Consider the following 12,643-nt stretch of genomic DNA (forward strand, 5'->3'; position numbering starts at 1 on the left):
ATTTATTTACGGAGGTCGCGCGGCGCGTCGCCGGGCCGCTTCGCTTCCGCGGCCAGCTCGTCCAGCTTTTTCGCGGCGCTGGCGTGTAGCGGTATCGGCAGACCCCGCCGGGCCGTGGTTGCGGAGATCTGCGCGCCCTGCGCACTGCCGAGTGCGACAAGATCGCGGCTTCCGCCGAAAACAAAACCGGTGATGGCGGTGATCTCCGTCTCCGAGAGGTCTCCGGCGGCCAGCAGCACCGCGGCCGTCGCTATGGTGCGTACGTCTTCGTCCTGCGTCGCATACACTCCGCGCGGAATCACGTATTCGATATAGGTCCGGTCGCCGCCGACGAGCTTTTCTATCGCGGGTCCGGACAACGGGACCAGCCGCAGCGGAACGGCGAGGAGCGCAGCGCGAACGCTGTCCGCCGGGACTCCGATGACGTGAATGACGGCATCGATCTCCTTGCGCTGGAGCATCGGCAAGGCTTCCCCGAACGGCACCTCCAGCGGTCGTATCTCGTCGATTCGCAGCCCGTGTGCCGCGAGCACGCTCAGCGCCGTCAAACGCGCGGCGGAACCGATCGGACCGATGGCGACGCGTCGCCCGGCGAGGTTCGCCATCTGTCGCAGGTTGCCGTCGCCGCGCACCAGCACCTGTATGGGCTCCGGATACAAGCTTCCGATCGCGCGCAGACCGGTATACGGCCCTTCGGCGGCAAAGCTTCCGCGGCCCCGATACGCATCGAGCGCGGCGTCCGCCTGTGACAAGGCGAGCGTAGCCTTGCCGTCGCGCAAGAGCCGCAGGTTATCGTCGCCTCCCCGGGTCACGAGCGGCACGATGCGTGTCGCCTCCGACCTGGCAAGCGCCTGGGCGAGACGCAGATACTGCCCGTGCTCCGGTCCGGCGGCGATCGCGTAGCCGTTGGCCGCGCGCGCGAGTCGCGAGCGGATCGCGGCAGCCGCCGCGGTCATTTCCTCCTCGATGATCGCTCGCTGGGCAGGCGCAGCGCCTACCGGCACCGCCTCGACGACCTTGCGCATCGCCTCGAACGCGGTGGCGACACCGTGCTGCGGCATGGTCGTGGCGTAAGCAGGCGCCGCTTCGGGTTCATAGCCCGCGGGAACCACCTGCCGCCAGGCAGTCCCCGCACGCGAGTACAGCGCAGTGCCGTGGATGCGCAGGACGTCTCCGGCTTTGTTGCCGCCGGGCGTGATCCCGCTGATGCCTTTGGGACCCGCGCCAAACGCGGAGATGAGGCCTGCAATACCGGGGGCATCCCACGCGCCGAAGTCGAAATCCCGCGTCAGCCGAAGCTCGGCGTCGAAGTAGATCGTACGCCGCGTTTCGCCCTGCGGAGCGCCGGGATCGGACTGCGAGCCTTTGCGCTCGAGGCTCGCGACGGCGAGCGTGCCCGGCGGCAGCGCCTGGTCGAGACGCGCCGTGACGTCCCGCCTCAGCATGGCGACGTCAGGCCCGCCGCCGCAGCCTGCGATGAAAACCAGCAGGATCGCGAGCGCGAGCCGCACCCTACCCTCCGATGAACGGCAGCGTCAGGAGGAACGTGATGACGAACGCATTCATGATGTCGATGAAGAACGCCCCGGAAAGCGGCACGATCAGGTAACTCTGCGGTGCATGGCCGTACTTTCCGGTGATCGTCTGCATGTTTGCCATGGCGGTGGCGGTCGAGCCCATGTTGAATCCGATGAATGCCGCGGACGTCACCGCTGCCTCGTAATCGCGCCCCATGAAGCGAAAGCACACGTAGATCACGTACGGGACGATGAATAACATCTGAAGCGCGATGATGACGAGGAACGGTCCCGCGGAGCGCGCGACCTCGACGACGTCCAACGCCATCATCGTGATGACGAGAAACAGGGACAGGCAGACCGTCGCTATCAGGTCGGTCGCGCGATCGTCGAAGGTAATCCTGGCGAAGGGAGCGAGATTACGGATCGCTATCCCGGCCATCATGCACCACAGGAAAGCGGGCACCGTGATCGCCCCGCCGGCGAACCGCCGCTCGACCCAGCCGCCGACGAGCACCGCGCCCAGGATGCCGGCGAGAGCGCCGACCACTCCCACCATCGTGATCGGCCGCAGCGGCTCGGTGTCGATGACCCGGACGTCTTCCGACGCGGCCGGCGAGCGCAATTTGTGGCGGGTGATCAGATGTTCCGCCACCGGCCCGCCGATCGTTCCGCCGATGATCAATCCGATCGTGGCGATCGTCATGGAAATCTCCATGACCAGCTGCAGATTGTTCACCTCCGCGAAGCGCTCGGCGTACGCCGCACCCGTGCCATGCCCGCCGACGAGCGTGATCGAGCCGGCCACCAATCCGAAGATCGGATGCAGGTCGAGCGCTTTGGCCGCGGCCAGGCCCAGGACGTTCTGGACGAGGATGTAAGGGAACAATACGACGAGGAAGACGAGCAAGGCCTTGCCGCCGCGCCGGAGGCTGCGCAGGTCGGCGCAAAGACCCACGCCCGCGAAGAACATGAGCAGCAGCGTCGGCTTGGTCGACTGTCGATGCCCAGCCGAAAACCGGCGGCCGCAGCCAGGATCGACGCAACGAGCGCGAAGAGCAAGCCGCCGGTAATGGGATCGGGGATGTTGTACTTCGCCAGAAAGCGGAGCCTGCGATTGACGAGTGTGCCGACCAGCAGCACCACGACGGCCGCGAAGATGGAGGGGAGTGGCTGTAGGTTCATACCGCCAATATCATTACGGCGCTCCTGCGACCGGAAATTCCACGCAAGCCCTCGGCGGAGGGACAATATCACAGGCGCGTCGAATGCAAACTTCGGAGAGCGATCATGAGCACGTCTACGAACACCCCACGCGGTCCGGATGATGGCGCTTTTGGCGGACTGGATGCGCTGCTGCCCGGCCTGGAGGCGCTCTACATGGATCTCCACGCGCATCCCGAGCTGTCGCTGCAGGAAGCGCGCACCGCGGCCATCGTCGCCCGACGCCTTCAGGACGCGGGTTACGACGTTACGACAGGCATCGGCGGAACCGGCGTCGTCGGCTTGTTGCGGAACGGCGACGGCCCTACGGTCATGCTGCGCGCCGACATGGATGCGCTTCCCGTCGCGGAGGCGACCGGTCTCGCGTATGCGAGCAAGGTGACGGCGACCGATCGCGACGGCAACACCGTGCCGGTGATGCACGCGTGCGGCCACGACATGCATACGGCATGTCTGGCGGGCGCGTCCGCGGTGCTCGCACAGTCGCGCGACACGTGGAGCGGATCGGTGATGGCGGTGTTCCAGCCCGCGGAAGAGACGGCGGAAGGAGCGCGCGCGATGATCGACGACGGCCTCTTCCGGCGTTTCCCGAAACCCAGCGTCGTCCTGGCCCAGCACGTCATGGTCGGCCCGGCCGGCTCGGTCGGGGGACGCCGGGGCGTCGTGACCTCGGCAGGCGATAGCTTGCAGATCCGTCTGTTCGGACGCGGGGCGCACGGCTCGATGCCGCAGGCAAGCGTCGATCCGGTGGTCATGGCTGCCGCGACCGTTTTGCGCCTGCAGACCATCGTTTCCCGCGAGCTCGCCGCGACCGAAGCGGCGGTGGTGACGATCGGCGCGCTGCAGGCGGGCACGAAGGAAAACGTCATTCCGGACGAGGCGCTGATCAAACTGAACGTGCGCACATTCGACGAAGGTGTGCGCAAGCGCGTTCTCGCCGCGATCGAACGTATCGTCCATGCCGAAGCCGCTGCGGCGGGGGCGCCGAGACCGCCCGAGATCACACCGCTCGACCGATACGCCCTCGTCGTGAACGACGCCGATGCGAGCCGGCGGGTGGGCGACGCGTTCCGCGACTATTTTTCCGCGGAACGCGTGCACGAGACCGGCCCGACCTCGGCAAGCGAGGACTTCGGCTCGTTCGGTGCGGAGTGGCAGGTGCCTTCGGTGTTCTGGTTCATCGGGGGTACCGATCCCGCCGTGTATGCGAAAGCGAAAGCAGACGGCAAGATCAACGAGCTGCCGAGCAATCACAATCCGCGCTTCGCCCCGGTGATCGAGCCGACGCTGCGAACCGGCGTCGAGACCCTCGTGCTCGCCGCGCGGGTGTGGCTCGGTGCCCCCGGTGAGGCGGCGTAGAGACTCCCGCCGATGGAAAGCTTCGCCGACATCACGCCCGACATCGTGCCCTACATGCAGACGTTCCTGACGCTGCTGGATTTCGTCGGGACGTTCGTGTTCGCACTGAGCGGCGCGGTCGCAGCGGTCAGGCGTGAGCTCGATCTGTTCGGCGTGCTCGTGCTGTCGTTCGTCGCCGCGAGCGTCGGGGGGATACTGCGCGACCTGCTGATCGGTGCGATCCCGCCGGCGACGCTGGTCGACTGGCGCTACCTGGTCATCGCCGTGTGCGCCGGGATCCTGACCTTCTACTGCCCGTCCCTCATTCGAAAGCTGCGCAACCCGGTGCAGCTCTTCGACGCAGCCGGACTGGCGCTGTTCGCCGTGACGGGTGCGCAGAAGGCGCTGTTCTACGGTCTCGATGCGCCCATGGCGGCCCTGCTCGGCATGCTCACCGGTATCGGCGGCGGCATGGCGCGCGATGTCCTGCTCAGGGAGATCCCGACGGTCCTTCGGGCCGAGCTCTACGCCGTTGCCGCACTGGCGGGCGCCTCGATCGTCGTGGTCGGCGACCTGCTCGGCACGCCGCCCGGAGTCACGACCCTGACAGGGGCGGTCGTCTGCCTCGGTTTACGCCTCGGAAGCCTGTACCGAGGCTGGCATCTGCCGAGGGCCAGATCGGACACGACGGAGGGCGATGGCCGCTCCCCGCCCGAATGAGCCGGTCGATTCCAACTGTTACTCCCGAATTTGACTTTACCTGTATCTGTTGCAGTTGCGGCCTCGCAGGTATTGTCGGGAAACGAACAGGAGATCGCCATGTCCAGAGCCGCTTCGGACCATTCTTCGAAAACCCGCCGCAAGCCGAACCCCTTGAAGCTCGCCAAAGCGGTGGCGTGGGGATTCTTCGGCGTGCGCAAGTCAGCCGATCATCGAGACGACATTGCCAGCCTGACGTTGCCGCAAATCATCGTGGCCGGCATCGTCGGTGGAGCGATCGTCGTCACGTGTTTCGCGACGATCGCGACGATCGCCGCGTCGTGACGCGCCTCGCGGCGGAGACTATGCGCGTCTGACGGGCCGCACCTGGGCAGTGGCTGAAGGTCTGGGGGCGGCAGCGCGGTCGTCCGTCTCGCCCGCCTCTGCGCCGCCGGCGTCACGCGATTCGAGCTGCGTGAGATAGAGCTCGCCGGCGTTGAGCACGTGGCGAGTGGCCAGCGTGGCCGCAAGATCCTCGTCGCCGCCGGCGACTGCTTTCAGGATCGCAGCGTGCTCGTCCCAGGACTGTCTCGCGCGCAGCACCCGCACTTCGGCGAAGAGCACCCCGGTGCGATCGCGCAGGCTGCGCATCATGTCGCCGAGCACCGAATTCGCGCCGGCGCGAGCAAGAAGATCGTGATAACGCGCATTGAGCTCGACGAGCTGCGGAAGATCTTCGGTGTGCGCGGCGGCATTGCCCTGCTCGAGCACCCCCTCGAGCTCCGCGAGCACCGCGCGGTCGCAGTGGCGCGCGGCGAGTCGTGCGTTGAGGCCTTCGAGCGTCGCCCGCACCTCGATCATCTCGCGCGCGGCCGGCACCGTCAGCGCCGACACGACCGCCCCGCGGCGGGGGCGCAGCTCGATCAATCCTTCGGTCGCGAGCATGCGCAGCGCTTCGCGCACCGGCACGCGCGAGACGCGCAGGTCCCCGGAGATGCGTTCCTCGACGAGCCGCTCGCCCACGCCGTATCGCCCGGTGAGAATCGACCGGCGCAGCTCGTCGGCGACGCGCTGGCTGAGCGATGAATGCGTGTCGCCGACGCTTCCGAGCTCCCGCGCCGAGCCGCCGCGGCCCGCTGCCTGTCTCTTCATGCGGCGCATTCTGCGTCATGCCCGCCGCAGCGGCAACCGCGCGGGGCCTCAATCGACCCGTATGCCGGCGCTCTCGATGAGCTTCGAGTACTTCGCGCGCGAGTCGCGCAGCCACACCGACGATTTGCCGGGATCGAGGCCGGTCGGCACGTAGTCCCACAGGCGGTTCTTCTCCTGCACGTCCGGCAGCGCGAGCACCGCCACCATCTCGCGATTGAGCATCTGCACGACTTCCGGCGCCGTGCTCGCGGGCGCGGCGAAGACGTACGCGAACGACGCGTCGTACTTCGGATAACCCTGCTCGGCGACGCTCGCGACCTCCGGAGCGAGCGCGGAGCGCTGCGGCGTCGATACGGCGAGCGCGCGGAGCTTGCCGGCCTGCACGTGGGGATACACGCCTGTTACGACGGCGAAGATGGTTTCGACCTGGCCGCCGACGACGTCGACGATCGACTGGCCCGTCCCCTTGTACGGCACGTGATTGATCCTGGCGCCCGACATCGCGAGAAAGTAGGCCATCGCGAGGTGGCTCGGCGTGCCGTTGCCGCCCGACGCATAGCTCATCGGCCGCTGCCTCGCCAGGCCGAGCAGCTCACGCACCGATTTCGCGGGAACGCTCGGGTGCACCGCGAGCATCTGGTTATAGGTGACGGGCACCGAGATGATCGCGAAGTCGCGCTCGGGATGGAACGGCAGCCTGCTGTACATCGACGGATTGACGGTGAACGTCGTGTCGATCGCGGAAAGCAAGGTGTAGCCGTCGCTCGGCGCTTTCGCCACGAGCTCGGTGGCGACGTTGCCTCCCGCGCCCGGCCGGTTCTCGACGACGAAGTTCTGTTTGGTCCGCTCGCCGAGCTTCTGAACGACGACGCGCGTGAACGCGTCGAGCGGTCCCGGAACCGTGCTCACGATGACGCGGACCGGTTTTGCGGGATACTGCTGCGCGAGTGCTCCGGGGACGGCGAACGCGATGACCGACGCGGCGAACATGCTTCGAAGCGGCTTCATGAGCTTCCTCCTGCGGTCGTGTTGTATACGACAGGCGTGGGCTTGCGCTGCTCGAGCGGGATCCAGGAGACGCTCACGTCGCCCAGGACGAACGTCTGGCACGCCATGCGATGGCCGAGCGCGAGATCTTCGTCGGTGAGGTGCTTGCGCTCCTTGTCCTTCACCCGGTCGGTGTGCTCGATGCCGCGCTCGATGAGACAGCGGCACGTGCCGCAGATCCCGCCGCCGCACTTGAACGGCAGCCCGATCTGCTCCCGGATCGATATGCGGAGCAGGTTGCTGTTTTCCGGTGCCGTGACGGTCCGGGCATTGTTGAGAAAGGTGATGGTGACGATCGATGTCATCGTTTCACGAGCTGCGCGTCGAGATTGCCGAAGCGCACGAGCTGCTCGAGCTCCGCACGCGCTGATTCGATGCGATCGAACCGCGGCAGCAGCTTCGCTGGCACGAAGTTCACGGCGGCGCTTCCCGATTCCTCGACGATCCGCACTTTCCCGTCGCCCGCCAGCTCGGCGATCACGAACGAAGCGCGCGTGCGTCCGCAGAACACGTAGTCGTAGCGCTCGACTTCGCGCATCGTGTCGGCGAGCTCGGTGCGGAACTGGCCGGGTTTGCTCGTCACGATAGCGAACATGGTCACGCGGCGCCCGGCGCGGCTTGCCGATCGAGCTGCAGATTCACGCCGTCCTGTGTGAGCTCGATGTCCTGATGGATCCACAACTGGCAGCACAGCCGGTAGCCCTGCTCGAGATAGGCGCCCAGCAGCTTTTGCTCTTTCCAGTTCGGTGCGGCGAGGTGCTCGCCGCCCCTGAGAATGCGGCTCGCGCACGTGCCGCACTTGGCCATGCCGCAACGGTATTTCAGGTGCGGCCAGGGGAACTGCTTCACCCCGGCGCGCACGACGAGGTTCGAGTTCGGCGGCACCTCCGCCGCGTAGCCCGTGCCGTCCTTGTAGATGGTGACCGTCGGCATATCCGCTTTCCGCCCGCCATGCCTTGATCCGCGCGGCATAAGTTGTATACTGTATACAGTTATGCTGTCAACTGTCGCGGAGGCTGCCATGGCGAAGCTGCTGGACAAGGACACGTTTCGAACCGCGCTCGAGGACGCGATCAAGGGGAAAAGCGCCAACAAGGCGCCCTTCAGCGTCGCGTGGGCCAGCGGCCAACTGACGCGCGAGCACCTCTCGCGCTGGGCGGAGAACCACTACCACTATGTCGGGCCGTTCGCCGAATACCTCGCCTACATCTACGCGAAGATGCCGTCGCGCTTCCAGGACGCGAAGGATTTCCTGCTGCACAACATGTACGAGGAAGAGATCGGCGGCGACCGGCACACCGACCTTCTGATCCGCTTTGCCGAGGCGTGCGGCACGACGCGCGAGCGCGTGACCGACCCCGACAACATGTCGCCGACCACGCGCGGGCTGCAGAGCTGGTGTTTCGCGGTCGCGATGCGCGAGGATCCGATCGTCGCGGTCGCGGGGCTCGTCGTCGGACTGGAGTCGCAGGTGCCATCGATCTATCGCAAGCAGACTCCGGTGCTGCGCTCCAGGTACGGCTTCACCGACGAGCAGGTCGAGTTCTTCGACCTGCACATCGTCTCGGACGAGATCCACGGCGAGCGCGGCTACCAGATCGTGCTCGAGTGCGCCGACACCCCCGAGCTCCAGCAGCGCTGCCTGCGCATCTGCGAGATCGGCGCGCAGATGCGGCTGCTCTACACCACCGCGCTCTATTACGACTACGTCGCGAGCGACATCCCGCTCGTCCAGCTCGATCGGGTCGAGCACCAGGTGCCGCCCAACGAACGCGAGCTGCTCCAGGCGTAACCGGGGCCGCATGAAGGCGACGCTCAAGCTCGAGCTCGACGAGGCCCGCACGATGGTGCGCGCGGCATTACAGAAAGCCGACTCGCTACGCGTCGCCGAGACCGTCTGCGTCGTCGACGACGGAGGGTACCCGCTCGCCATGGAGCGCATGAACGGTGCGCGCGTGACGGGCCCGCAGATCGCGTGGAACAAGGCCTTCACCGCGGCCGGGCACAAGCGCTCCACTCATCTCTTCAATACCTCGCCGAACGGCCCCGCCCTGCCCGGCAATGAAGCCTTTGGCATCCAGTGGAGCTTCGAAGGCCGATTCACGGTCTTCGTCGGCGGCTTTCCGATCGTCGTCGATGGCGAAGTCATCGGCGGCATCGGGCTGTCGGGCGGGAACGGCGAGCAGGACACCGCGTGTGCGCTCGCCGCGCTCGAAGCGCTGGCGGCGGTGCTGCGCCCCCACGGCCATAGCGTCACTGTCGAAGCCGACATCAAGCGATGACCTTCACGGTTCGCGTCGCAGGCGGTGAGTCGTTCGCCGCACGCGGCGACGAATCGTTGCTCGCAGCGGCGGCGCGTGCGGGAGTGGGGCTGCCCTGCGATTGCAGGCTCGGCGGTTGCGGCGCTTGTCGCGTGATGCTTCTCTCCGGCAGCGTCGTCTATGACGAAGAGCCGATGGCGCTCACACCTGAAGACGCGGAGGACGGTTTCGCGCTCGCATGCCAGGCGAAGCCGACCAGCGACGTCGAGATCTCCATCGCCAGCGCGGTGTTGTCGCCGCCGCGCCGATGCTCCGCCGCGGTTCGCGCGGTTCGGATGCTCGCGCCGGACGTCGCACACCTGCAAATCGCCGCGGATGGCGGCGACGTCGAGTTCCAGCCGGGTCAGTACGTGAAGGTGCTGCTGGACCGCGGCGGCACACGCAACTTCTCCATGGCGTCGCGGCCGGCGGGTCCGGACCTCGACTTTCATATCCGCTGCATACGCGGCGGGCGTTTCACCGACGGCGCGCTCAGGCAGCTCGTGCCTGGCGACCGGCTGGAGATCGAGCTGCCGCACGGCGCGTTCTTCTATCGCGAAAACGACATGCGCCCGATTGTCATGGCAGCGACCGGCACCGGGCTTGCGCCGATCAAGAGTATGCTCGAAGCCCTGCTCGAAGCGCCGGAACATCCGCCGGTCACGCTCTATTGGGGCGCGCGAACCCTTGCCGATCTCTATCTGCACGGCGACATCTCGACGTGGCGCGAACGCTACGCCGATTTTCGCTACGAGCCGGTGCTTTCGCGGCCCGATTCCTCATGGCGCGGTCGGCGCGGTTACGTGCAGGACGCCGTGCGCGACGACTGCGACGAGCTCTCCGGGCACGCCGTTTATCTGTGCGGATCGCCGCTGATGATCGCAGCGGCGCGCGAAGCGTTCGCTCTGCACGGCGCCGACCCCGGGTATATCTACGCCGACAGCTTCACGTTCCAGGCGGACGCGCGCTGACACGCGGTGTCGAGGCCCAAGATTTATTTGCGATGCGCGGCCGATCGCTGAAGCGTAAGCTGCGGCATTCGTTCGTGCGTGAGCAGTCAGGAGCATAGATGCCGACTTCCAGGCGCATGCGCGTCCTCATTGCGATCGATGGCTCGGCCGCTGCCCGGACCGCAATAGATGTCGCGATGAAGTTACCCTGGCCCGACTCGGTTCGCGTGCACGGCGTCGTCGCGCTCCGCGCCGGCTACGCCGCGCTGCGATCCAGAGAGCTCGATGCCGCGCTGGACGCGAGCTTGCGGCATGCGGCCGACTCTGCACGCGCCCTGCTCGGCTCCCGTTGGGATGGGGCCGAGGTGACGATCCTCGATGAAGCGCCGCTCGACGCCATCCTGGGAGAAGCGCGCCGCACGCGCGCCGACGTGATCGCACTGGGTTGGCGGGGCCACGGGAGGTTCCAGCGCCTGCTCGCCGGCTCGGTATCCCGCGCCGTTGCGGCGAACGCCGACTGCTCGGTTCTGGTCGCGCGCACCGCGCCTGCGAGCGTAACCCGGTTTGTCATCGGTTACGACGGAGGCCCGAATTCCCGGCGCGCCGTGAGCCTGCTCAGCCGACTGGAACCCGGGCGTGGAAATCGTGCCGTGCTGGTGAAGGTCGTCGAGCCGGTGGACAAGCTGCCGGCACGAGCTGCGCGTCTTCCGAGGGGCGTTCGTGCAACGCTCCGTCAGGAGCTCGCGGCACTCAACGCCCGGCGCTGCGAGGCGGCACAGGCCGAACTGGATACCGCCGCCGGACGCCTCAAGACCAGCGGCTGGAGCACGGAGACCGAAATCCGGACGGGCTATCCATTGCCTGTCCTGTTGAGTGCCACTCGCGCGCATCGCGCCGACGTGCTCGTTGTCGGCGCACGCGAGGCCGGCGGGGTCAAGCGCGCGCTGCTCGGCAGCGTCGCTGAAGGCGCGCTCAACAGCTCACGCCTGCCCGTTCTGCTCGTGCGCTCGTGAAGGGCAGCCTCCGGAACTGCCGCGAGCCGACGCTCCTGCAAGGTTTCGGCAGTCACGCCGGTCTCTAGCTGTGGGGCAGGCAAAGTCCGATTCCGAGCGCCCGATCCGGTCCATCGTCCCCTGGCCCGCGACGGCAGCTCGACCTTCGTCGCGCGCACCCGGTGCAAGCGTTTACGCGCGACTCGGCTCTGATCCGTTCTGAAATCGACAAGCGGCACGCAGTCGTCGGCTCTCGCTCATCGCGAAGAGCGACGGCGCGTGCGGGCTCGACCCAATGACCAGGAGGAAAGAATGCGCTTCAAACGTAGTTTCCGACTCGCGACCCGCATCGCGTGCTGCGCGATCGTGTGGAGCGCCGCACTGTCCGGACCGGCACAGAGCGCCGCCACCTGGCCGGAGCGCCCGGTGCGCGTCATCACGCCCGCCGCCCCGGGAGGAACCACGGATTTTCTGGCGCGGCTCTTCAGCACGAAGCTTTCGGAGACCCTCAAGGAGCAGTTCATCGTCGACAACCGCGCCAGCCAGTCCGGCGTGCTCGCCGCCGAGCTCACGATGAATGCCGCGCCCGACGGGTACACGCTCTTCGTCCCGTATCACCAGCACACCATCAACGCTGCGTTGCTGCCGAAGCTTCCTTACCATCCGGTGAACGACTTCACGCCGGTCACGCAGCTCACAGCCGCGGGCCTCATGCTCGTCGTGCATCCTGACACGCCGGTGAAGACGTTGAAGGATTTCATAGCGTGGAGCAAGCAACAGGGCGGGAACCTGAACTTCGGCTCGGCGGGCATCGGCAGCGGCGGGCACCTCGCCGGCGAGCTCTACAAGCTCATGACCGGTGTTCAGGCGACGCACATCCCGTACAAGGGCACCGGACCGGCGACGACGGCGCTGCTCGGCAAGGAATATCAGTTCAACTTCATGGGCCTGTCGGCGGCGACGAAGCTCGTGTCTTCGGGGCGCCTGCGCGGTCTCGCGGTCACGTCGACGCAGCGCCTGAAGTCCATGCCGGACATCCCGACCGTTGCCGAGTCGGGTATTCCGGGTTTCGAGGTTGTCGGCTGGTACGGCATCATGGCGCCGGCCAAGCTTCCGAAGCCGCTGCTCGACCGGATCTACGGCGAGGTCATGAAGGCGCTCGACGATCCGGGCATCCAGAAAGCGATCTTCGCCCAAGGCGCGACGGCGGTCGGCAGCTCACCCGCAGATTTCCGCAAGTACCTGCTCGCGGACATGGAGAAATGGCAGAAGGTGGTCAAGGCGAGCGGCGCGAAGCCGTTCTGAGAGGCGCGGACCTGTTCTTTCCGCCCGCGGACGGCCGTGCTGCATGCAACCCCCGACAATGCGCGCGGTCCGTCCGCCCATCAACCCTTCTTGAGAACAACAGTGTTTCCCTGCGTCGA

The 12,643-nt window shown here is 66.9% G+C and carries 14 protein-coding genes and 1 pseudogene; 8 read left to right on the top strand and 7 right to left on the bottom strand.

The window, feature by feature from the left end; translation table 11 throughout:
- Window positions 1-2: 2 nt before the first annotated feature.
- Window positions 3-1,511: a TAXI family TRAP transporter solute-binding subunit gene (locus VHP37_05770; GenBank protein ID HEX2825834.1), complete on the bottom strand. Its 1,509-nt coding sequence runs from the start codon at window positions 1,509-1,511 to the stop codon at window positions 3-5.
- 1 nt (window position 1,512) lies between these two features.
- Window positions 1,513-2,915: pseudogene (gene gltS, locus VHP37_05775) on the bottom strand (sodium/glutamate symporter).
- On the opposite strand from gltS, the gene VHP37_05780 reads away from it, so the two are divergent.
- The 3 genes from VHP37_05780 to VHP37_05790 all read left to right on the top strand — a co-directional run bounded on the left by VHP37_05780 (window position 2,808) and on the right by VHP37_05790 (window position 5,123).
- Entirely contained in the window at window positions 2,808-4,100 is a 1,293-nt protein-coding gene (locus VHP37_05780; GenBank protein HEX2825835.1) for an amidohydrolase, read from the top strand. The pseudogene gltS and the gene VHP37_05780 sit on opposite strands and share 108 nt — an antisense overlap.
- Window positions 4,101-4,112: 12 nt before the next feature.
- Entirely contained in the window at window positions 4,113-4,799 is a 687-nt protein-coding gene (locus VHP37_05785) for a trimeric intracellular cation channel family protein (GenBank protein HEX2825836.1), read from the top strand.
- 153 nt (window positions 4,800-4,952) lie between these two features.
- Window positions 4,953-5,123: a DUF2970 domain-containing protein gene (locus tag VHP37_05790; protein HEX2825837.1), complete on the top strand. Its 171-nt coding sequence runs from the start codon at window positions 4,953-4,955 to the stop codon at window positions 5,121-5,123.
- 18 nt (window positions 5,124-5,141) lie between these two features.
- Here VHP37_05790 and VHP37_05795 read toward each other — a convergent pair whose 3' ends face one another.
- From VHP37_05795 to VHP37_05815, 5 genes are read right to left on the bottom strand one after another with little or no spacing between them, the layout of a single operon-like run.
- Window positions 5,142-5,930: a GntR family transcriptional regulator gene (locus VHP37_05795; GenBank protein HEX2825838.1), complete on the bottom strand. Its 789-nt coding sequence runs from the start codon at window positions 5,928-5,930 to the stop codon at window positions 5,142-5,144.
- 48 nt (window positions 5,931-5,978) lie between these two features.
- Complete coding sequence (locus tag VHP37_05800) at window positions 5,979-6,938, bottom strand: tripartite tricarboxylate transporter substrate-binding protein (GenBank protein ID HEX2825839.1); 960 nt, start codon at window positions 6,936-6,938, stop codon at window positions 5,979-5,981.
- Window positions 6,935-7,282 carry a 2Fe-2S iron-sulfur cluster binding domain-containing protein gene (locus VHP37_05805; GenBank protein HEX2825840.1) on the bottom strand — a complete coding sequence of 116 codons (348 nt, stop codon included), beginning with the start codon at window positions 7,280-7,282 and terminating at the stop codon, window positions 6,935-6,937. Before VHP37_05805 ends, VHP37_05800 begins: the two co-directional genes overlap by 4 nt.
- Window positions 7,279-7,572 carry a ferredoxin gene (locus VHP37_05810; protein ID HEX2825841.1) on the bottom strand — a complete coding sequence of 98 codons (294 nt, stop codon included), beginning with the start codon at window positions 7,570-7,572 and terminating at the stop codon, window positions 7,279-7,281. The genes VHP37_05805 and VHP37_05810 overlap by 4 nt, the downstream gene beginning before the upstream one ends.
- Window positions 7,573-7,574: 2 nt before the next feature.
- Window positions 7,575-7,910, bottom strand: coding sequence for a 2Fe-2S iron-sulfur cluster-binding protein (locus VHP37_05815; protein HEX2825842.1), 336 nt, complete (start codon window positions 7,908-7,910; stop codon window positions 7,575-7,577).
- Window positions 7,911-7,998: 88 nt separating this feature from the next.
- Here VHP37_05815 and VHP37_05820 point away from each other — a divergent pair, with 88 nt between their 5' ends.
- From VHP37_05820 to VHP37_05840, 5 genes are all read left to right on the top strand, one after another.
- Window positions 7,999-8,769 carry an iron-containing redox enzyme family protein gene (locus VHP37_05820; GenBank protein HEX2825843.1) on the top strand — a complete coding sequence of 257 codons (771 nt, stop codon included), beginning with the start codon at window positions 7,999-8,001 and terminating at the stop codon, window positions 8,767-8,769.
- A 10-nt stretch (window positions 8,770-8,779) separates the two neighbouring features.
- A complete protein-coding gene (locus tag VHP37_05825; GenBank protein HEX2825844.1) occupies window positions 8,780-9,259 on the top strand; it encodes a heme-binding protein in 480 nt (159 codons plus the stop codon).
- Window positions 9,256-10,248: a 2Fe-2S iron-sulfur cluster-binding protein gene (locus tag VHP37_05830; protein ID HEX2825845.1), complete on the top strand. Its 993-nt coding sequence runs from the start codon at window positions 9,256-9,258 to the stop codon at window positions 10,246-10,248. The genes VHP37_05825 and VHP37_05830 overlap by 4 nt, the downstream gene beginning before the upstream one ends.
- Window positions 10,249-10,346: 98 nt before the next feature.
- On the top strand, window positions 10,347-11,240 hold the full coding sequence (locus VHP37_05835; GenBank protein HEX2825846.1) for a universal stress protein: 894 nt from the start codon (window positions 10,347-10,349) through the stop codon (window positions 11,238-11,240).
- A gap of 291 nt (window positions 11,241-11,531) precedes the next feature.
- Complete coding sequence (locus tag VHP37_05840) at window positions 11,532-12,524, top strand: tripartite tricarboxylate transporter substrate binding protein (GenBank protein ID HEX2825847.1); 993 nt, start codon at window positions 11,532-11,534, stop codon at window positions 12,522-12,524.
- Window positions 12,525-12,643 lie beyond the last annotated feature (119 nt).

This window comes from Burkholderiales bacterium, from assembly GCA_036262035.1.
Lineage (GTDB): Bacteria > Pseudomonadota > Gammaproteobacteria > Burkholderiales > SG8-41 > JAQGMV01.